The 19,606-nt window shown below is 69.5% G+C and carries 16 protein-coding genes; 10 read left to right on the top strand and 6 right to left on the bottom strand.

Features of this window, described 5'->3' with window-relative positions; translation table 11 throughout:
• Positions 1–9 precede the first annotated feature (9 nt).
• The 3 genes from CLV77_RS14555 to CLV77_RS14545 all read right to left on the bottom strand — a co-directional run bounded on the left by CLV77_RS14555 (position 10) and on the right by CLV77_RS14545 (position 3,361).
• The gene (locus CLV77_RS14555; protein ID WP_076980275.1) at positions 10–579 is read right to left on the bottom strand and encodes a TRAP transporter small permease subunit; all 570 of its coding nucleotides are present in this window, start codon (positions 577–579) and stop codon (positions 10–12) included.
• Between the two features lie 83 nt (positions 580–662).
• Positions 663–1,757 carry a TRAP transporter substrate-binding protein gene (locus tag CLV77_RS14550; protein ID WP_076980274.1) on the bottom strand — a complete coding sequence of 365 codons (1,095 nt, stop codon included), beginning with the start codon at positions 1,755–1,757 and terminating at the stop codon, positions 663–665.
• Between the two features lie 158 nt (positions 1,758–1,915).
• On the bottom strand, positions 1,916–3,361 hold the full coding sequence (locus tag CLV77_RS14545) for an FAD-binding oxidoreductase (RefSeq protein ID WP_083707805.1): 1,446 nt from the start codon (positions 3,359–3,361) through the stop codon (positions 1,916–1,918).
• Positions 3,362–3,492: 131 nt separating this feature from the next.
• On the opposite strand from CLV77_RS14545, the gene CLV77_RS14540 reads away from it, so the two are divergent.
• The 3 genes from CLV77_RS14540 (at position 3,493) to CLV77_RS14530 (ending at position 7,824) form a co-directional block, all read left to right on the top strand.
• Positions 3,493–4,149: an ABC transporter ATP-binding protein gene (locus CLV77_RS14540; protein WP_076980273.1), complete on the top strand. Its 657-nt coding sequence runs from the start codon at positions 3,493–3,495 to the stop codon at positions 4,147–4,149.
• Positions 4,150–4,211: 62 nt separating this feature from the next.
• Positions 4,212–6,695 carry an ABC transporter permease gene (locus CLV77_RS14535; protein ID WP_076980272.1) on the top strand — a complete coding sequence of 828 codons (2,484 nt, stop codon included), beginning with the start codon at positions 4,212–4,214 and terminating at the stop codon, positions 6,693–6,695.
• Complete coding sequence (locus CLV77_RS14530; protein ID WP_076980271.1) at positions 6,685–7,824, top strand: lipocalin-like domain-containing protein; 1,140 nt, start codon at positions 6,685–6,687, stop codon at positions 7,822–7,824. The genes CLV77_RS14535 and CLV77_RS14530 overlap by 11 nt, the downstream gene beginning before the upstream one ends.
• A gap of 15 nt (positions 7,825–7,839) precedes the next feature.
• On the opposite strand, the gene CLV77_RS14525 is transcribed toward CLV77_RS14530, so the two are convergent.
• Both CLV77_RS14525 and cobU read right to left on the bottom strand, forming a co-directional pair.
• Entirely contained in the window at positions 7,840–8,448 is a 609-nt protein-coding gene (locus tag CLV77_RS14525) for a histidine phosphatase family protein (RefSeq protein ID WP_076980270.1), read from the bottom strand.
• Positions 8,445–9,059, bottom strand: a complete 615-nt coding sequence (gene cobU, locus CLV77_RS14520) for a bifunctional adenosylcobinamide kinase/adenosylcobinamide-phosphate guanylyltransferase (protein WP_083707804.1) — start codon at positions 9,057–9,059, stop codon at positions 8,445–8,447. Before cobU ends, CLV77_RS14525 begins: the two co-directional genes overlap by 4 nt.
• Before the next feature lie 75 nt (positions 9,060–9,134).
• On the opposite strand from cobU, the gene CLV77_RS14515 reads away from it, so the two are divergent.
• The 7 genes from CLV77_RS14515 (at position 9,135) to selD (ending at position 18,376) form a co-directional block, all read left to right on the top strand.
• Entirely contained in the window at positions 9,135–10,013 is an 879-nt protein-coding gene (locus tag CLV77_RS14515) for an RNA polymerase factor sigma-32 (protein WP_076980268.1), read from the top strand.
• A 53-nt stretch (positions 10,014–10,066) separates the two neighbouring features.
• Positions 10,067–10,873, top strand: coding sequence for a ChaN family lipoprotein (locus CLV77_RS14510; RefSeq protein WP_233128137.1), 807 nt, complete (start codon positions 10,067–10,069; stop codon positions 10,871–10,873).
• A 142-nt stretch (positions 10,874–11,015) separates the two neighbouring features.
• Complete coding sequence (coaBC, locus tag CLV77_RS14505; protein ID WP_076981136.1) at positions 11,016–12,251, top strand: bifunctional phosphopantothenoylcysteine decarboxylase/phosphopantothenate--cysteine ligase CoaBC; 1,236 nt, start codon at positions 11,016–11,018, stop codon at positions 12,249–12,251.
• Positions 12,248–12,745 carry a dUTP diphosphatase gene (gene dut / locus CLV77_RS14500; protein WP_083707802.1) on the top strand — a complete coding sequence of 166 codons (498 nt, stop codon included), beginning with the start codon at positions 12,248–12,250 and terminating at the stop codon, positions 12,743–12,745. Before coaBC ends, dut begins: the two co-directional genes overlap by 4 nt.
• On the top strand, positions 12,745–13,881 hold the full coding sequence (locus CLV77_RS14495) for a HesA/MoeB/ThiF family protein (protein WP_076980267.1): 1,137 nt from the start codon (positions 12,745–12,747) through the stop codon (positions 13,879–13,881). The genes dut and CLV77_RS14495 overlap by 1 nt, the downstream gene beginning before the upstream one ends.
• A 110-nt stretch (positions 13,882–13,991) precedes the next feature.
• A complete protein-coding gene (locus CLV77_RS14490; RefSeq protein WP_076980266.1) occupies positions 13,992–16,016 on the top strand; it encodes a M3 family metallopeptidase in 2,025 nt (674 codons plus the stop codon).
• Between the two features lie 137 nt (positions 16,017–16,153).
• Positions 16,154–18,376: a selenide, water dikinase SelD gene (gene selD / locus CLV77_RS14485; RefSeq protein ID WP_076980265.1), complete on the top strand. Its 2,223-nt coding sequence runs from the start codon at positions 16,154–16,156 to the stop codon at positions 18,374–18,376.
• On the opposite strand, the gene mnmH is transcribed toward selD, so the two are convergent.
• Positions 18,373–19,464, bottom strand: a complete 1,092-nt coding sequence (gene mnmH / locus CLV77_RS14480; protein ID WP_076980264.1) for a tRNA 2-selenouridine(34) synthase MnmH — start codon at positions 19,462–19,464, stop codon at positions 18,373–18,375. The two genes, selD and mnmH, sit on opposite strands and share 4 nt — an antisense overlap.
• Positions 19,465–19,606: the final 142 nt, after the last annotated feature.

Genomic DNA, 19,606 nt, shown 5'->3' with positions numbered 1-19,606 from the left:
GTGGCCGGCTCAGGTGTCTTTGCCGGAACCATGGACCAGCAGGTCCTCGGTCTCGTACACGTCGTCCAGTCGTTCCATCCAGACACCGGTTCGCATGGCGATCCAGGCCCGCATCATCTCGGCCACGCCCTGCACCATCAGCAGGAAACCGGCCAGCGGGATCAGTGTCTTGAAGAAATAGATCTGGATACGGGCGGGGCTGTTCCAGCTGACTTCCTTGTAGCGCCAGCTGTCAGCGGCAATCTCCCAGCCGTACCAGAACAGCGCCAGCATGCCGGGGAAGAAGAAGATGATGTAGAGGACGAAATCCACGCGCGCCTGCCAGCGCACCGAGAACAACCGGTACAGCACGTCGCCGCGCACATGGGTGTCCTGCGCCAAGGCATAGGGGCCCGCCATCAGCAAGAGGGCGCCGTACATCTGCACCATCATGTCGAAGGCCCAGACCGTGGGCGCATTGAGTACGTAGCGGACGAACACCTCATAGCTGACCGAGAGGGTCAGGATCAGGATGCACCAGCCGAACGCGCGTCCGACCCAGATGCTCAGCCCTTCGATGGCATAGATGAAGTTTCTCACGTCTTCCCTCCCGGGGGGTCTTGTCAGGTCTCAGAATAGAAATGCGGGGGCCGCCTGGCCCCCGCATCCGTGTGATCGCAAGATCAGCTGAAGTAGTGGTTGTAGGCCAGCTTGTAGTCGGGCTGGTTCAGGTTCAGGTAGTTCATGACGTCCTTGGCATAGGCCTTCTGGCTGTCGAGAACCTTCGCGAAGAACGGATCTTCGGAAACGATCCGGTCGACGACCGTGTCCCATGCGCCTAGCTGCGCCTCGAGCACCGAGTCGGGGGTGCGGTAAACGTTCACGCCCTGCTCTTCCTGCAGCTTGATGAGGTCGTCCGAGTAACGCTTGGTGTTGTGCCAGTAGAACCAGGAGTTCTCGGCCATCGAAGCGTTCTTGATGATCGCCTGATGCTCGGGCGACAGCGCGTCGAACTTCTTCTTGTTGAAGGAGATCTCGAAGAATTCCTGGCTCTGGTGGTAGGAGGCCAGGTGGTAGTGCTTCGAGACGTCCTGCATGCCGAAGTCACGGTCGGAGGTCGGGTTGTTGAACTCGGCCGCGTCGATCAGGCCGGACTTCATGGCGGGCTGGATCTCGCCGCCGGGAAGCTGAACCACGGACATGCCCATTTCCAGCAGAACGTCGGCGGCAAGACCGACGGTGCGGTACTTGAGGCCGTTCATCTGGCTGGCGTCCTTGATCTCTTCCTTGAACCAACCCAGCGGCTGGGCGGGCATCGGCGAGTTGAAGAAGGACACGATGTTGAGCTTGAGGTCTGCCATCAGCTCGTCGAACAGCTCTTGGCCGCCGCCCTGGTAGACCCAGCCCAGAACTTCCTGGCTGGACCAGCCGAAGCAGGGACCGGTGCCGAAGAGCGAGGCGGTCTTGGACTTGCCGTACCAGTAGGCCGACACGTAGTGACAGGCGTCGAGCACGCCGCGGTGGACCGCGTCCTGCATCTGGCTGGTCTTGACGACCGAGTCCACCGACAGGACTTCGATCTTCAGCGAACCGCCACTCATCTCGTTCACCCGCTCGGCGAAGGATTTGGCGTTCTCAAGGAAGATGCCGCCGCCCCAGGCAGCTTGCATCTTCAGCGTGGTCGCCTGCGCGCGCGCGATCGAAGGTGCGGCAAGAGACGCACCGGCAGCCACGGCGCCGCCCTTGATGAAGCGGCGACGGTTCACGGAATTGTTCATGGTATCCTCCCAATTTGGTAAAAGTTCCTTACCAAAGTATGGAACCTGGTGACAACGAAATTCTGTCATCCGCGATTACATTACACGATGGGACAGGTTTCGTCGGCCCGGACCTTAGCACAGCCATTTCAGGCTCAGTGCGAAAAGCTTGAGGTTTTTCACAAAATCTTGCCCGGATTCATGATATTCAGCGGATCGACCGCCGTCTTGATCGCCCGCATCATGTTGACGGCCCCCGCGCCCAGCTCGGCCTCGAGATAGGCGCGCTTGCCTTGGCCGATCCCATGCTCGCCGGTGCAGGTTCCCTCCATCGAAATCGCAAGCTCTGCCAGCCACGACAGGTATTCCCGTGCCTTGGCGCGCTCTGCCTCGTCCTCGCGGGCGATCATCAGGGTGACGTGGAAATTGCCGTCGCCCACGTGACCCAGCACCGGCCCGGTCAGACCGATCCGCTCGCATTCCTGCTGGGAGCGGGTCACCGCCTCGGCCAGGCGCGAGAGGGGCACGCAGACGTCGGTCGCCAGCGCATCCGAATCGGGACGCAGGGCGCGGATCGCCCAGTAGGCGTCGTGCCGGGCCTGCCACAGGCGCGTCCGCTCGGCGGGATCCGTCGTCCATTCAAAGGCCGTCGAGCCGTGATCGCGCGCCACCTCGCCGAAGGTCGCGGCCTGCTCGGCCACCCCCGCCTCGGAGCCGTGGAATTCCAGCAGCAGCAGCGGCGTCTGGGGCAGCGACAGGCCCGAATAGGCGTTCACCGCCCGCACCGACATTGCGTCCATCAGCTCGATCCGCGCCATCGGCAGGCCGAACTGGAACGTGGCGATCACCGCGTCGCAGGCGGCCTCGACACTGGGGAAGGAGCAGACGGCCGAGCTCATGGCCTCGGGGATGCCGGTCAGGCGCAGGGTAAGCTCGGTGATAAGGCCCAGCGTCCCCTCGGACCCGACCATCAGCCGCGTCAGGTCGTAGCCGGCCGAGGTCTTGCGCGCCCGCCGCGCGGTGCGCACTACCTCGCCCGAGGGCATGACCGCCTGAAGCGCCAGCACCACGTCCTTCATGGTGCCGTAGCGCACCGCGTTGGTGCCCGACGCCCGGGTCGAAGCCATCCCGCCCAACGAAGCATCCGCCCCCGGGTCGATGGGAAAGAAAAGGCCCGTGTCGCGCAGGTGGGTGTTGAGCGCCTTGCGCGTCACACCCGGCTGCACCCGGCAATCCATATCCTCGGCGTTGACCTCCAGCACCCGGTCCATGTCGCGCATGTCGACCGAGATGCCCCCCAGCGGCGCGTTCACGTGCCCCTCCAGCGAGGTGCCGGCGCCGAAGGGCACGATGGGCACCCGGTGGTCGGCACAGATGCGGACGATCTCGCGCACTTCGTCGACATCCTGCGGAAAGACCACCCCGTCGGGCGCCTGGGACGGCAGCCATGTCGTCGTATGGGCATGCTGTTCGCGCTGGGACTTGCCGGTGTCGAAACGCGGACCGAACCGCTGGGCCAGGATGTCCGAGACGGTGGCGATGCCCCCGTCGTTGCGGAGGTTCGCGGTGGGATTGGCCGGCGTGCTGCTGGCGGCCTGGGCGGGGTTCTGGGTATCGGCGGACATTTGAGACAATCCTGTTATTGGCGGGTTGGGCCGCACGTTACAGCCCGTCACGTAAATGAAAAGGGGCCGCGGGCCCTTGCGCCCGCCCCCGTTCCCCCCGAGGCTGAAGCGCCAGGTAAGGAAGGACCGCGATGCTGCTGGAAGGACGCGACATCACAAAGGCCCACGGCACCGGCGAGGGCCGGGTCGAGGTGCTGCGCGGTGTCGACCTGGCGATGCGGCCCGGCGAAAGCGTCGCCCTGACGGGCGAGTCGGGGTCGGGCAAAAGCACCCTTCTGCATATCCTCGCCGCGTTGGAGCCTGCCGATAGCGGCCACGTCTCTCTGGGCGGGCAGGACCTGGGCAAACTTGATGATCGCGGCCGGGCGGCCCTGCGACGGCGGGACATCGGCCTGGTCTTTCAGCAATTCAACCTGATCCCCTCGCTCAGCGTTGCCGACAACCTGGCCTTCCAGGCGCGGCTGGCCGGGCGGCACGAGCCGCATCGCATCGCGGCCCTGGCCGAGCGGCTGGGCCTGACATCCACGCTTTCGCGCTACCCCGAGCAGCTATCGGGCGGCCAGCAGCAGCGGGTCGCCATCGGGCGCGCCATCGCCGCCCGCCCGCGCCTCCTGCTGGCCGACGAACCGACGGGCAACCTGGACGAGGCCAGTGCCGACGGGGTGCTTGAGCTGATGCGCGAGCTGGTGGCCGAGACCGGCGCGGGCTTCCTGATGGTCACCCATTCCGAACGGCTGGCCCGTCGCCTTGATCGTCGGCTGCGCCTGCACGCGGGCCGGCTGGCATGAGCGGCGCGGGCCAATCACCCCCTGCCCCGCCTTCGCCAACGGACGCCCTTTTCCGCCCCGTGATGGCGGCGCTCCTGTCCTACTGGCTCCGCCAGCCGCTTCAACTTCTGACGCTGGTGCTGGGCCTGGCGCTTGCCACGGCCCTGTGGTCCGGGGTGCAGGCGATCAATGCCGAGGCGCGGGCCAGCTATGCCCGGGCGGCAGCGGTGCTGGGCCAGGACCAGCGCGACAGCCTTGTCCCGACCGTAACCGGCGGCGGCGTGGATCTGACCGATTTCGTGCGCCTGCGCCGGGCCGGCTGGCGCGTGGCCCCGGTGATCGAGGGGGAGTTGCCGCCCGACATTGGGCGGCTTTCGGTGCTGGGGGTGGATTACCTGTCGCTGCCGCCCCCTGACGCCACAGCGGGCGAGGCCCAGGGCGTAATCCCGGGGGAGGAGGCCGCGCCGACCTACGAACGGGCCTTCGCCGCGCCCGAGACGCTGGCCACCCTTGCCCCGACCGCCCGCGCCGCCCTGCCGCCGCTGGCGCCCTCGGATATGCTTCCCCCCGGTCTGCTGCTGACCGACATCTCCGTCGCGCAACGCTTGCTGGGCCGGCCGGGTGCCATCGACCGGCTGATCGTGCTGGAGCCCCCGGCGGTGTGGGCGCCGCCTCTGGAAACCCTCGCCCCCGGGCTGAGACGCGTCGCTGCGGGCAGCGCCCTCGACGGCGCGCAGACGGGCGGTGTCGGGCGGCTGGCGGACAGTTTCCACCTCAACTTGACCGCCTTCGGCCTGCTGGCATTCGCCGTCGGGCTTTTCATCGTCCACGGTGCCATCGGCCTTGCGATGGAGCAGCGGCGCGGCGTCTTCCGCACCCTGCGCGCCCTTGGCGTGCCCCTTGCCACGCTGATCGCGGCGCTGTTGGTCGAGTTGCTGGCGCTGGCGCTGGTGGCCGGCCTGCTGGGCGTGGCGATGGGCTACGGAGTGGCCGCGACGCTGCTGCCCGATGTCTCGGCCACGCTCGAAGGGCTTTACGGCGCCCGGATCGCGGGCGGCCTGTCGTTTCGGCCCGTCTGGTGGCTTGGAGGGCTGGCGGTTGCACTGCTGGGCACACTGATCGCGGCGGCGGGCGCTTTGGCGCAGGTGGTCCGCCTGCCGGTGCTGGCCCCCGCGCGGCCCCGGGCCTGGGCGATGGCCAGCCGGGGCGGCCACCGGGTCCAGGCGCTGGCCGGGCTTGGCCTGCTGGCGGGGGCGGCAGCGACGGCCCGTTGGGGTGCCGGGGTTCTGGCCCCCCTTGCCGGCGATCAGCCGGGCCGCCTTTTGGCGGGCTTTTCCCTTCTGGCGATGCTGCTGCTTGGGGCCGCGCTGCTGTTGCCGACCCTGCTGGGGGCGGGCCTGTCGCTGGGGCACCGGCTGACACGATGGCTGGCTCCCGGCCCGTTGCGCGAATGGTTCTGGGCCGACACGCGCCAGCAGCTTCCCGGCCTGTCGCTGGCCCTGATGGCGCTGCTGCTTGCCCTGGCGGCCAACATCGGCGTCGGCACAATGGTCTCTAGCTTCCGCCAGACCTTCACCGCCTACCTCGACCAGCGGCTGGCGGCCGAACTTTACGTCACCGCCCGCAGCGATGCCGAAGCCCGCGCCATCGCTGGCTGGCTTGCGGGCCGGGCTGACGCCGTCCTGCCCCTCTGGCGCGCCGAAGGCAGGGTCGCGACACCGGCGGGGCCGCGCGCGGCAACGATCTACGGGATCACCGATCATGCCACCTATCGCCGCAACTGGCCGGTCCTCACCGCCCTGCCCGACGCCTGGGACAGGGTGGCCGACGGAACCGGTGCCATGGTCAACGAACAGCTTTGGCGGCAGGACGGTATCGGGCCTGGCGACGCGCTGAACATCGGGGGCGCGCCGCTGGCGGTGGTCGGGGTCTATTCCGACTTCGGCAATCTCGAGGGGCAGGTCCTGATCTCTCCACCGCCCCTGCGCGCGCGCTATCCCGGGGCCGAGGGGCGGCGTCTGGTGGTGCGGGCCCCGGCGGACGCGGTTGCCGGCCTGACCGCCCGGCTGCGCCAGCGGTTCGCGTTGCCGCCCGCAGCCCTGATCGACCAGGCGGCGCTGAAAGCCCGGTCCCTGCGCATATTCGAGCAGACATTCACCGTGACCGCCGCCCTCAACGCGCTGACCCTCTCGGTTGCCGCCTTCGCGATCTTCACCTCGCTTCTCACCCTGTCGCAGATGCGCCTGCCACAGCTTGCGCCGGTCTGGGCCATGGGCCTGACCCGGCGCAAGCTGGCGATGCTGGAGCTTGGGCGCTCGGTCCTGCTGGCGGTGGCGACCTTCCTGCTGGCGCTGCCGCTGGGCCTGCTATTGGCCTGGGTGCTGCTGGCGGTGGTGAACGTCGCGGCCTTCGGCTGGCGATTGCCGATGCAGCTTTTCCCGGCCGACTGGGCGATCCTGCTGGCGCTGGCCGTGGTGGCGGCCCTGCTGGCCGCGGCGATCCCGGTGCGCAGGCTGGCCCGAACCCCGCCCACCACCTTCCTTCAGGTCTTTGCCCATGAGCGCTAGGATCCCGCCATATCCCTTTGCCCGCAGGCTGATCGCCCTGCTGCTGGCCTGCATCTTCTCCGGCCCGGCCCTTGCTCAGGGCTTTGCCGGGCTGGGCCGGGATGCGCAGGGATATGCCCTTCCCGACCCCGGCCGCGCGCTGGACTTTCCCCGCGACCACGGCCCCCACCCCGGCTTCCGGATCGAGTGGTGGTACCTGACGGCCAACCTGCGGGGGGCCGACGGGCGCGAATACGGGGTGCAATGGACCCTGTTCCGCAGCGCCCTGCGCCCTGGCGACAGCGATATAGGGGGGGTCAACTGGTCCTCGCCCCAGGTCTGGCTGGGCCACGCCGGCCTGACCACGCCCGAGCGCCATTTCAGCGCCCAGCGCCTGGCTCGGGGCGGGCTGGGCCATGCCGGTGCCCGCGCCACCCCCTTCGCGGCCTGGATCGACGATTGGGAAATGGTCGCGGACGCGGAGGTCACAGAGGATCCCCGCCCCGCCGACCCTGACGCGCTGGACCGGCTGGAACTGCGCGCCGCCGCGCCCGGCTTCGCCTTCGATCTTGCGCTGCGGGCCGAGGGGCCGCTGGTCGCGCACGGGCAAGGCGGCTACTCGGTGAAGTCGGCCGAGGGGCAAGCCAGCCGTTACTATTCCCAGCCCTTCTACAGGGTTTCGGGCCAGCTGTTCCTGCCGCCGGGCGCGGGCGCCGCCGGGTTGGCGGTCGAAGGAACGGCCTGGCTGGACCGGGAATGGTCCTCCCAACCCCTCTCTGCGGGGCAGGAGGGGTGGGACTGGTTCTCGCTGGGGCTGGAGGACGGCACGAAGGTGATGGCCTTCCGCCTGCGCGAGGCGGAAGGGCCGGGCTTTACCTCGGGCACCTGGATCACGCGCGACGGTCAGGCCACGCCCCTCCCCCCCGGCGCGATCGTGATGGATCCGCTGGAATACGCCAGGATTGACGGGCGGCGGGTGCCCGTGGCCTGGCGGCTGCGCATCGCGGAACGCGGCCTCGATATCACCACCCGCCCGCTCAACCCCGAAAGCTGGATGGATGTCTCGCCGCCCTACTGGGAAGGGCCGATCAGCTTTGAGGGCAGCCACAGGGGCAAGGGATATCTGGAGATGACGGGGTACGGCGACTGAACGCGCGACAGCACCCTAAGGCACGAGGTTGACGCATTCGGCCTGCCACGCACCTTCGTGGCGCAGGCGGGTCAGGGACAGGTTGTCGATCTTCTGGCCCAGCGCCCCATAGGCCGTCAGGCGGCGGGCCCGTTGCACCTGGGTCAGGATCGCGCCCAGGTGGGCCACGACGATCACGTCGCGCGCGATCTCGCCGCTTCGGGCTAATCCCAGGAGGCGGTCGGCGCCACGGTTCACCCGGGCGCAAAGCTGGTCCCAGCTTTCGCCTTCGGGGGCCGCAACCGCACCCGGCCGTTCCCAGAAGGCGCGGATGTCGCCCGGGCCGTCGCGCTCGGCTTCCTCGGCGCTGCGCTGCTCCCAGAGGCCGAAGTTGATCTCGCGAAGGTCGGGGTCATGGGGCAGGCGCAGGCGGCCCGCGGAAAGCGCGTCGGCGGTCATCACCGCCCGCCCCAGGTCCGAGGAGATCACAGGCGCGCCGGCCGGCAGGCGCGCGTTCAGCCGGTCCAGCGCCGCCCGGTCGCCCAGATCGGCCGGAAGGTCCGTCCAACCCAGCATCGTGCGGCAATTGGTGGGGCCATGACGCACCCACCAAAGGCGCACCCCGGCCGTCCCGGCACCGCTCATGTCCAACCCGCGGGATCGGTCCCCTTCAGCACTAGCGGCAGACCCGCCATCACGGCGACCACGTTCTCGACCGCGCCGGCAAGACGCTGGTTCAGCTGGCCCTGTGCCTCGCGGAATTGCCGCGCCAGCGCGTTTTCGGGAACGATTCCCGCCCCTACCTCGTTGGAAACTATGAAGACGGGCGCCTCGGCGCCGTGAAGTGCCGAGATCAGGCGGGTTTGCTCAGCCTCGAGATCGTGCCCCTCGAGTAACAGATTGGTAAGCCACAATGTCGCACAGTCCAGCAAAACAACGTTCTGCGCAGACAGGCTGGACAGGGCTTGAGGTACATCTAGCGGCACTTCGCGGGTTGTCCAGCCCGGCCCGCGCTGAAGCTCATGGCGCCGCACTTTCGCGCGCATCTCGTCATCATGGATCCGCGCGGTCGCAAGGTAGACCCGGGTCAGACCGCGCTTTTCCGCAAGCCGTGTCACCAATGTCTCTGCGGTCCGGGATTTGCCCGACGCCGCACCGCCCAGCACCAGCACATGACCGGGACGCTGCCCGGGCCCACCCGAACCGGAGTTTGCAGGACCCGAGGATGAGGCCCCGGCGGCCGCGTTTCGATCCATCGCCAATTTCCATCCGTAGCTAATCAAGAACCGGGCGGGCCGCACCCGCCAGCCTCAGACGACAAGGGGATCATTATGGCACTAGACGCAAGATCAGATCAGGCTTTTTCCCGTCAGGCGATGCGGGCCGAACTGCTGGACGCGGAAACCGAGCTGGCCCTGGCCTATGCCTGGCGCGATCAACGGGACGAGGCCGCACTGCATCGTCTCATCACCGCATACATGCGTCTGGCCATCTCGATGGCATCGAAATTCAAACGCTACGGCGCCCCCATGAACGACCTCATCCAGGAGGCCAGCCTGGGCCTGATGAAGGCCGCCGACAAGTTCGATCCCGACCGCGGCGTGCGCTTCTCGACCTATGCCGTGTGGTGGATCAAGGCATCGATCCAGGACTATGTGATGCGCAACTGGTCGATGGTCCGGACCGGATCGACCTCGTCGCAAAAATCGCTGTTCTTCAACATGCGCCGGGTTCAGGCCCAGCTGGAGCGCGAGGCCGCCGCAAGGGGCGAGCGGCTGGACCGCTACCAGATCCGCCAGATGATCGCGACCGAGGTGGGCGTGCCCCTGCACGATGTCGAGATGATGGAAGGGCGACTGTCGGGCTCGGACTACTCGTTGAACGCCACCCAATCCTCGGACGACGAAGGCCGCGAGTGGATCGAGACGATCGAGGACAACTCCCTGCAGGCCGACGAGACCGTGCCCTACAGCAAGGACATGAACACCCTGCGCGAATGGCTGATCCGGGCGCTCTCGGAACTGAACGAGCGGGAGCGGTTCATCGTCTGCGAACGCAAGCTGCGCGACGATCCCCGCACCCTTGAAAGCCTGGGCAACGAGCTGGGCCTTTCCAAGGAGCGCGTCCGCCAGTTGGAAGCCGCCGCCTTCGGCAAACTGCGCAAGACGCTTGAAGGACAATCGAAAGAAGTCCACCACCTGCTGGCATGAGATCCGCGCCGCCTCCCGCCCCCCGACCGCTTCCGCAGTTGCGGGGGGTGGCGGTGGCCGCGTTGCTTCTGCTGGCAACAGGCGCCACGACCGCCCGGGCCGCCGGCGACGCCCCCGCAGATCCCTTTGCCAACCCGCCCGCCGCCGACGTGCTGATCCTGGGCGAGGTGCATGACAATCCCGACCACCATCTGAACCAGGCCCGCGCGGTCGCCGCCGTTTCCCCGGCGGCCGTGGTCTACGAGATGCTGACGCCGGAACTGGCGGCCCGCGTCACCCCGGAGCTCACCGCCGATCCGGGCGCCTTGGCAACGACGCTGGAGTGGGAGGATCGCGGCTGGCCCGATTTTGACCTCTACGCGCCCATTTTCGCCGCCTCCCCCATGGCCTCGGTACGTGGCGGCGGCCTGCCCGTGGCCGAGGTGCGGCGCGCCATTTCACAGGGCGCGGCGACCGTGATGGGCAGCGACGCCGCCCGCTTCGCCCTCGACCAACCCCTGCCGTCGGAGGAACAGGACCTGCGCGAGGCCGGGCAGATGGCCGATCATTGCGACGCCCTGCCGCCCGAGATGCTGCCGGGAATGGTCGAGGCCCAGCGCCTGCGCGACGCGGCCATCGCCCGTGCGGCGCTTCAGGCATACGAGGAAACGGGCGGCCCCGTCGTCGTCATCACCGGCAATGGCCACGCCCGTCCCGACTGGGGCGTGCCGGCCCTTCTGGCGGTGGCCGCCCCCGATCTTCGTGTCGTCGCCATCGGCCAGTCCGAGGGCGAGGTGCCCGCCGAGACCCCGTTCCAATTGATCGCCGCCAGCCCCCCGGCCCCCCGCGAAGATCCCTGCCTGGCCTTCACCCGGCGCTGAGCGTCCTCGCGGCCCCTCCGCTTGTCACCCGCCGCGTCCCTGCATAGAACGGTGGGGCGGCCTTCTGACCCCGGCTTTCCAGGGCCGCGCGGCAGGGGGCGCCGAATTTGGCTGAACGGGGCGGAACGGGGACGACATGGGCATGCTCGGCGGCAAACGCATCCTTCTGGTGATCGGCGGCGGCATCGCCGCCTTCAAATCCCTCGACCTGATCCGCCGCTTGCGCGACGAGGGGGCGACCGTCATCCCCGTCCTGACCCGCGCCGCGACCGAGTTCGTGACGCCGCTGTCGGTCTCGTCCCTGGCCGCGCAGCGGGTCTGGACCGACCTTTTCGACCTGACCGACGAGGCCGAGATGGGCCATATCGAGCTGTCGCGTGCCGCGGACCTGGTGGTGGTCGCGCCCTGCACCGCGGACCTGATGGCCAAGATGGCGGGCGGCCATGCCGACGACCTGGCGTCGACCCTGCTGATGGCGACCGACAAGCGGGTGCTGATCGCGCCGGCCATGAACGTGCGCATGTGGGAACACCCCGCCACCCGCCGCAACCTCAACACCCTGACCGGCGACGGCATCCTCTGCGTCGGCCCCGACGTGGGCAACATGGCCTGCGGTGAAACGGGCCCCGGGCGCATGTCCGAGCCGCCCGCCATCGTCGATGCCATCCGCGCGGCCCTGAGCGGGGATACCGGGGATCGCCCCCTTGCGGGTCGCCACGTGATCGTCACCTCCGGCCCCACCCACGAGCCGATCGACCCGGTGCGCTACATCGCCAACCGCTCGTCCGGGGCGCAGGGCACGGCCATCGCCCAAGCGTTGGTGGCGCTGGGTGCGCGCGTGACCTTCGTGACCGGCCCCGCCACCGTTCCGCCGCCCGCCGGGGTCGATCTGCGCGCGATCGAGACGGCCGAGCAGATGCGCCAGGCGGTCGAGGGGGCCCTGCCCGCCGATGCCGCCGTGCTGGCAGCCGCCGTCGCCGACTGGCGGATCGAAAGCCCTGCGCAGGGCAAGATCAAGAAGGATCGAAACGGCGCGCCCCCCGCCCTGTCGTTTGCCGAGAACCGCGATATCCTGGCCGAGCTTTCGCGCCCCGGCCCCGACCGCCCGGCGCTGGTCGTGGGCTTCGCCGCCGAGACCGACGACGTCATCGCCAATGCCACCGCCAAGCGCGCGCGCAAAGGCTGCGACTGGATCGTGGCCAACGATGTCTCGCCCGGAACCGGCATCATGGGCGGGGCCGAGAACGCCGTCACCCTGATCCGCGCCGACGGCGCTGAGACATGGGAGCGGATGTCGAAACCCGAGGTCGCCGCGCGCCTTGCCCGCCGCATGGCCGAGGCCCTCGGCCACGGCACCGCCGAGGAGGCTGCCCAATGAGCCAACCCGAAACCACCCAAGGCACGGCCGCGCCGCACCTGGTCCTTGCTCGGACCGGGGATGCCGATCCCGCCATCGCCCTGCCGGCCTATGAGACGCCGGGCGCTGCCGGTGCAGACCTCCGCGCCAACCTGCCCGAGGCGGACCGCGCAGCGGGGCTGACCATCTATTCGGGGCGATGGCTGCTGGTGCCGACGGGGCTGCGGATGCAGATCCCCGCAGGGTTCGAGGTGCAGGTCCGCGCCCGCTCAGGCCTGGCATTGAAACACGGGGTCGGCGTTCTGAACGGGCCCGGCACGATCGACAGCGACTATCGCGGCCCGGTGGGCGTGATCCTGGTCAACCATGGCGACACGCCCTTCGTGGTGGCCCACGGCGACCGCATCGCCCAGATGATTGTCGCCCCGGTCGTCCAGGCCCGGTTCGTCCAGCAGGACAGCCTTGAGGACAGCGCCCGCGGCGCGGGTGGCTTCGGCTCGACCGGGGTGGCCTGATGCTTCTGGTTCTGGCGGTCGCGGCGGCGCTATGGGTGCTGGGCGCATTGATGGGGGTGCGCCGGGGCCAACGGCTGATGGTGCTGGCCCTGCTGTTCGCGGTGGTCGCGCTGATCCAGATCCTGCTGCCCGAGGGCGATCCCCTACGCGAGGCGACCGGCGGCTCATTGCGCAACTGGTCGGTGGCGCTTCTGATCACGGGGGTCGTGCTGATCTACCGGCTGATCCTGCCGCCGCTGCGGGCCCGTGCCCGGGCACGGGCCGAGGCGCCGGACCTGCCCGACCCCGCGACAGGCGATGACGCCCAGACCCAAGGCCAAGGCCAGACCCAGGGCCCGGCCAGCTTCGCCCCGGCCGAACTGGAACGCTATGCACGCCACATCATCATGCGCGAGATCGGCGGCGCCGGTCAGAAACGGCTGAAGGGCGCCAAGGTGCTGGTCGTGGGGGCCGGCGGGCTGGGCTCGCCTGCGCTAATGTACCTGGCGGCGGCGGGCGTCGGCACGATCGGGGTCATTGACGACGACGCGGTCGAAAACTCGAACCTGCAACGCCAGATCATCCACCGTTACGACACGATCGGCATGCCCAAGGTCTTCTCGGCCCAGCGGGCGATCGAGGCACTGAACCCCTTCGTCCGGGTCCTGCCCTACAACCGGCGCCTGGATGCCGCCACCGCCGAGGCGCTGATCGGCGGGTTCGACCTGGTGCTGGACGGGACCGACAATTTCGACACCCGCTATCTGGTCAACAGCGCCTGCGTGGCGACCGGCACGCCGCTGATCGCCGCCGCGATCACCCAGTGGGAAGGGCAGATCTCGCTCTACCACCCTGCCGCGGGCGGGCCCTGCTATCAATGCGTCTTCCCCCAGGCCCCGGCCGCCGGGCTCGCCCCCTCCTGTGCCGAGGCCGGCGTGATCGCGCCCCTGCCCGGTGTCGTCGGCTCGATGATGGCGGTCGAGGCGGTCAAGCACATCGCCCGCGCCGGCGAGACCCTGGCCGGACAGCTTCTGATCTATGACGCGCTTTACGCCGAAAGCCGACGCATCGCCGTTCGCCCCCGGCCGGGCTGTCCGGTCTGCGGCGGCCAGATGGCACCGGGTGGTGAACCGGCGAAGGGCGCGGGCGCGGGCTGATCCCCCGGGGGTCGGGCAGGGCTGGCAAGTCCGCCGCGCAGCACATAGCTTGAAGGCCGGGCGGCGCCGCCCGTCCGGCCCGCACCGAACCCACCCCCACCGGAGGCCCCATGACCAACCCGCTTCTCGCCGAATGGACCACCCCTTTCGGCCTGCCGCCCTTCCAGCAGATCTCGGACGAGGATTTCGCGCCCGCCCTCGACATCGCGCTGGATCGCGCCCGGGCCGAGCTGGCCGCCATCGCCGGCAACCCTGCCGCGCCCGATTTCGACAACACGGTCGCGGCGCTGGAGCGGATGGGCGGGGACCTCGACAAGGTCCTGTCGACCTTCTTCCCGCTGGCGGGGACCGACAGCACCCCGCGGCGCCAGGAACTTCAACGTGAATTCGCACCGAAGCTTTCCGCCTTCTCGTCCGAAATGGCCCTGAACCCCGAGCTTTTCGCCCGGCTCGACCGCCTCTGGCAGGAGCGCGACAGCCTGGGGCTGAGCGACGAGGAAGCCCGTGTGCTGGAACTGAAGCACCGCGGCTTCGTGCGGGCCGGTGCCCGCCTGGAAGGGACCGAGCGTGAGCGCCTGCGCGAGATCCAGGCCCGGCTGGCCGTTCTGGGCACCGAGTTCACCCAGAACCTGCTGGCCGATGAGCGTGACTGGTTCATGGAACTCTCGGATGACGAGATGGAGGGGCTGCCCGGCTTTCTGCGCGATGCCGCCCGGGCGGCGGGCAACGAGAAGGGGGCGGCGGGCCCCGTCATCACCCTGTCCCGCTCCCTCATCGTGCCGTTTCTGCAATTCTCCCCCCGCCGTGAGCTGCGCCGCCGCGCTTACGAGGCCTGGGCCGCGCGCGGCGCCAACGGCGGCACGACCGACAATCGCGCCATCGCCGCCGAGATGCTGGCCCTGCGTCACGAGCGCGCGCGCCTGCTCGGCCACGAGGATTTCGCGGCCTACAAGCTTGAAACCGAGATGGCCCGCACCCCCGAAGCGGTCGAGGATCTGCTGATGCGGGTCTGGACACCCGCCCGGGCCCAGGCCATGGCCGATGCCGAGAAGCTGGAACAGCGCCTGCACGCCGATGGCGGCAACGGCCGGCTGGAAGCCTGGGACTGGCGCTACTATTCCGAGAAGCGCCGCGCAGAGGAGCACGACCTCGACGAGGAGACGCTGAAACCCTATTTCCAGCTGGACCGGATGATCGAAGGGGCTTTCGACGTGGCCGGGCGGCTTTTCGGGCTGGAATTCGCGCCGATCGACGTGCCGCTCTATCACCCGGACGTGCGCGCCTGGGAAGTGCGCCGCGACGGGCGTCACATGGCGGTCTTCATCGGGGACTATTTCGCGCGGGGCGGCAAGCGCTCGGGCGCATGGTGCTCGGCCTGGCGCAGTCAGAGCAAGCTTGCGGGCGAGGTGCGGCCGCTGGTCCACAACGTGTGCAACTTCGCCAAGCCCGCCGACGGGGGCGTGGCGCTGCTGAGCTATGACGACGCCCGCACGCTCTTTCACGAATTCGGCCACGCGCTGCACCAGATGCTGTCGGACGTGCGGTTCGAATCGATCTCAGGCACCTCGGTCGCGCGGGACTTCGTGGAGCTTCCCAGCCAGCTTTACGAGCATTGGCTCGAGGTGCCCGAGGTGCTGGAAAAACACGCCCGCCACGCCGAGACCGGCGCGCCGATGCCGCCCGCCCTGCGCGACCGGCTGCTGGCCGCGCAGACCTACGACATGGGCTTTGCGACCGTCGAATACCTCGGGTCCGCCCTGGTCGACCTCAGCTTCCACCGGGGCGCGCCGCCGGCCGATCCCATGGCCCGCCAGGCCGAGGTTCTGGAACGGCTGGGCATGCCCCACGCGATCCGCATGCGCCACGCCACGCCGCAGTTCGCCCATGTCTTCTCGGGCGATGGCTACGCCTCGGGCTATTACAGCTACATGTGGTCCGAGGTGATGGACGCCGACGCCTTCCAGGCCTTTGAGGAAGCGGGCGATGCCTTCGATCCCGCCATGGCCCGCCGCCTGGAAGAGACGATCCTGTCCAAGGGCGGCGCCGAGGAGCCCGACCGCCTTTATACCGCCTTCCGGGGACGGATGCCGGGGGTCGAGGCGTTGCTGAAGGGGCGCGGGCTGGTCGCGGGCTGAGGGCCCGTCGGCGGCGGGGCTGAAGGATCGGCCCCGCCGCGTCTGGCAGCGGGCGCGCCGCGATTGTGCGCGCCCCCGCCCTTCTGCTAAGGAATGGGTCGGCCCGAGGGCCCGTCGCATCCACGAGGCCCGAGACCGTGCAGTCAGAGATCCCGCTCGCCAGTGACATCGTTCTGCTAGGCGGGGGCCATGCCCACGCGCTTGTCCTTCGGAAATGGGGGATGGACCCGCTGCCGGGCGTGCGCCTGACGCTGATCGATCCCCAGGTCGCGGCCCCCTACACGGGCATGCTTCCGGGTCATGTCGCGGGCCATTACACCCGCCAGGACCTTGATATCGACCTGGTGGCGCTGGCCGGTTTCGCAGGCGCCCGCCTGGTGACCGCCGCCGCCACCGGCATCGACCTCGACGCCCGCACCATCACGCTGCCGGACAGGCCGCCGCTGGGCTGGGACCTGCTGTCGATCGACATCGGCATCACCTCGTCCATGGACGAGGTTCCGGGCTTTGCCGAGCACGCGGTCGCGGCCAAGCCACTGGGCGCCTTCGCGCGCCGGTGGGAGGCCTTCCGCGACGCCGTCGCCAAGGGCGACCTGCCCGGCCGCGTGGCGGTGATCGGCGGCGGCGTCGCAGGGGTCGAGCTGGCGCTGGCCATGGCCCATGCCCTCCGCCGCACGGGCGCACGCCACCATGTCACCGTGATCGAGCGTGACCGCGCCCTTTCGGGCCTGGGCGACGGCCCGCGTCAGGTGCTGCTGGACGAGATGGCACGCGCCGGTATCACCCTTCAGGAACAAAGCGCCGTCCAGCAGATCGATGCAGAGGGCGCGACCCTGACCTCAGGTGCCCGGGTCGAGGCTGCGTTGGTCGTTGGCGCGGCTGGGGCGCGGCCCTTCGGCTGGCTGGCCGACACGGGGCTGGACCTGACGGACGGGTTCATCTCGGTCGGGCCCGGGCTGCAAAGCGTCAGCCACGCCTCGGTCTTCGCGGCGGGCGATTGTGCGGCACTGGGCCATGCACCCCGGCCCAAGGCCGGAGTTTTCGCCGTGCGCCAGGCGCCGGTGCTTTTCCACAACCTGCGCGCCCGCGTCGCCGGCGGGCAGAAACGCCGCTATGACCCGCAGGGCGATTACCTCAAGCTGATCTCGCTGGGCGACCGGCGGGCGCTGGCCGTGCGCGGGGGTCTGCACTACCAAGGGCCGCTGATGTGGCGCTGGAAGGACCGGATCGACCAGGCCTTCATGGACAAGTTCCGCAAGCTGCCGGTCATGCGCCCGGCGGCACCCCCCGCCCGCATCGCCACCGCCGCCCGCGAGATGATCGAGGGGGCGCCCCCGCTCTGTGGCGGCTGCGGCGCAAAGATCGGGGCCGGAACGCTTCAGGGTGTCCTGGCGGATCTGGAGGCCCGGCGCGGCACCGGCAAGGCCGCACCCCCTGCCCGAAGCGATGTCCTGGGCCGGATCGGGGATGATGCCGCGATCCTGTCGCTGGGCGGCGTCACCCAGGTCCTGACCACCGACCACCTGCGCGGTTTCCTGTCCGACCCGCTTCTGATGGGCGAGATCGCGGCCGTCCACGCGCTTGGCGACATCTGGTCGATGGGTGCCACCGCCCAGTCGGCCCTGGTCAGCCTGACCTTGCCGCGCATGTCGCCGCGCCTGCAACGGCGCACCCTGACCGACCTGATGGCTGGCATCTCGGGCGTGGTCGAGGCTGCGGGCGCCGAGATCGTCGGCGGCCACACCGCCCAGGGCGCCGAGATGATCCTGGGCCTGACCATCACCGGCCTGGCCGAGGACACGCCGATCACCCACGCGGGCGCCCACCCGGGCGACGCCCTGATCCTGACGCGGCCCGTCGGCTCGGGCATCCTGCTGGCCGGAATGATGCAGAACCGGGTGCGCGGCGCCTGGGCGCAGGCCGCCACCGACACGATGTGCCGCCCCCAGGGCGATGCCGCCGCGATCCTGCGCAAGGGCGGCGCGCGGGCGATGACCGATGTCACGGGCTTCGGCCTGGCGGGTCACCTTCTGAACCTGCTGCGCGCCTCCGACGTGGGGGCCGAGGTGACGCTGTCCGACGTGCCGCTGATGGCGGGGGCGGCCGACCTGGCCCGCGCCGGCATCCGGGCCTCGTTGCTGGATGAAAACCGCGCCGCCGTGGCCGCAAGCATCGAGGGCAGCCTGCCCGAACGGGCCGAGGCCGCGTTGCTTTTCGACCCGCAGACGGCGGGCGGTCTGCTGGCGGCGCTTCCGGCCGACCAGACGCCCGGGGTGCTGAAGGCGCTTCAGGCGGCCGGGCACACGGCGGCCCGGATCGGCACGCTGGCCGAGGGGCCTGCCACGCTGCGGGTGGTCTAGGCTTTCCGGCTCTCGTCAGCGAGCCCACGCATCCCGTCGATCCTCAGCATGGCTTCGGCGATGCGATCGACCTCTGCCTCAAGGGTCGCGTCCGAAAGGTCGGGAAGGCTCAGATCCGCCGCCGCGTCCGAGCCTGCGCGCGAGGTCGACTTGGCGTAGCGCGGGTCATAATGTTCGACCATCAGCTCCTGCGCCAAGCTGCGGTATTTCTGGCGCTTGGCCAGCTCGCTCCAGCGGGCGATCCGCTCCACCGGGTGAAACCCCGACAGGCCCGCGATCGCCCCCAGCAGCCGCTCGGGATCCTCGGACAGATCATCATAGGCCCGCGTCAGGTACTCGGCCCGTGCCTCCACCGGCACCCGCAACCGCAGGCGCGGCGCCTCGCACATGCGTTTCCACAGCTGCGGCGGCACGCCCAGGGTGCCGATCCGGCTCGACTCCGCCTCGACGAAGACGGGGCGGTCGGGATCCATCGACGACAGGCAAGCGGCGATCAGGCTTTCAAATGCCTTCTGGGCCGGCTGCGGCGCAGCCACATCGCCGAAAATCGACCCGCGATGGCTGGCCAACCCTTCAAGGTCCAGAACCTGGTGACCGCGATCAGCCAGGCGCAGCAGGATTTCCGTCTTGGCCGTGCCGGTGTTGCCGTCCAGCAGAACCACCCGGTGGGGCAGCGGATCGTCGTGCAACATGCCCGCCACCAGCCGCCGATAGGAGCGATAACCACCGTCCAGCAGGCGCACCCGCCAGCCGACCTGTTCCAGAATCGTCGCGAACGAGCCCGAGCGCTGCCCGCCGCGCCAGCAATAGACCAGCGGCTGCCACTCCCCGCCCCGGTCGGCCAGCGCCGTTTCCAAGTGCCGGGCGGCATTGCGCGACACCAGCGCGGCGCCGATCTTGCGGGCGGTAAAGCGGCTTTGACGGACATAGATCGTGCCGACGCGGGCACGCTCCTCGTCGTCCAGCACCGGCAGGTTGATCGCACCGGGCAGGTGGTCCTCGGCGAACTCGGACGGGGAGCGGACGTCGATGATCGTATCGACCTCCAGGTCACGCAGCTGGGACAGGCGGGAGAGCTCTAGCTTCATGTCGCCCTTATACCGCGCGCCCCGCCAAGGGAAAGGGTCGCCGGACAGCGGGCGGGACGGGAATGGCGCGGCGGGGCGCGTTAAGGTTTCCTCAACCACGGTGCCCGCAAGCTTTCCCCGCCGGGGCACAGTGAAAGGGGGC

The organism is Brevirhabdus pacifica (assembly GCF_002797755.1).
Classification (GTDB): domain Bacteria; phylum Pseudomonadota; class Alphaproteobacteria; order Rhodobacterales; family Rhodobacteraceae; genus Brevirhabdus; species Brevirhabdus pacifica.
This window is presented reverse-complemented; position numbering and strand designations above follow the sequence as displayed.

Excerpts from the sequence above, each read along its gene's own strand:
- CLV77_RS14550 (WP_076980274.1), bottom strand. The coding sequence starts at position 1,757 with ATGAACAATTCCGTGAACCGTCGCCGCTTCATCAAGGGCGGCGCCGTG.
- CLV77_RS14545 (WP_083707805.1), bottom strand. The coding sequence starts at position 3,361 with ATGTCCGCCGATACCCAGAACCCCGCCCAGGCCGCCAGCAGCACGCCG.
- CLV77_RS14540 (WP_076980273.1), top strand. The coding sequence starts at position 3,493 with ATGCTGCTGGAAGGACGCGACATCACAAAGGCCCACGGCACCGGCGAG.
- CLV77_RS14535 (WP_076980272.1), top strand. The coding sequence starts at position 4,212 with ATGGCGGCGCTCCTGTCCTACTGGCTCCGCCAGCCGCTTCAACTTCTG.
- CLV77_RS14530 (WP_076980271.1), top strand. The coding sequence starts at position 6,685 with ATGAGCGCTAGGATCCCGCCATATCCCTTTGCCCGCAGGCTGATCGCC.
- CLV77_RS14525 (WP_076980270.1), bottom strand. The coding sequence starts at position 8,448 with ATGAGCGGTGCCGGGACGGCCGGGGTGCGCCTTTGGTGGGTGCGTCAT.
- cobU (WP_083707804.1), bottom strand. The coding sequence starts at position 9,059 with ATGGATCGAAACGCGGCCGCCGGGGCCTCATCCTCGGGTCCTGCAAAC.
- CLV77_RS14515 (WP_076980268.1), top strand. The coding sequence starts at position 9,135 with ATGGCACTAGACGCAAGATCAGATCAGGCTTTTTCCCGTCAGGCGATG.
- coaBC (WP_076981136.1), top strand. The coding sequence starts at position 11,016 with ATGCTCGGCGGCAAACGCATCCTTCTGGTGATCGGCGGCGGCATCGCC.
- dut (WP_083707802.1), top strand. The coding sequence starts at position 12,248 with ATGAGCCAACCCGAAACCACCCAAGGCACGGCCGCGCCGCACCTGGTC.
- CLV77_RS14495 (WP_076980267.1), top strand. The coding sequence starts at position 12,745 with ATGCTTCTGGTTCTGGCGGTCGCGGCGGCGCTATGGGTGCTGGGCGCA.
- CLV77_RS14490 (WP_076980266.1), top strand. The coding sequence starts at position 13,992 with ATGACCAACCCGCTTCTCGCCGAATGGACCACCCCTTTCGGCCTGCCG.
- mnmH (WP_076980264.1), bottom strand. The coding sequence starts at position 19,464 with ATGAAGCTAGAGCTCTCCCGCCTGTCCCAGCTGCGTGACCTGGAGGTC.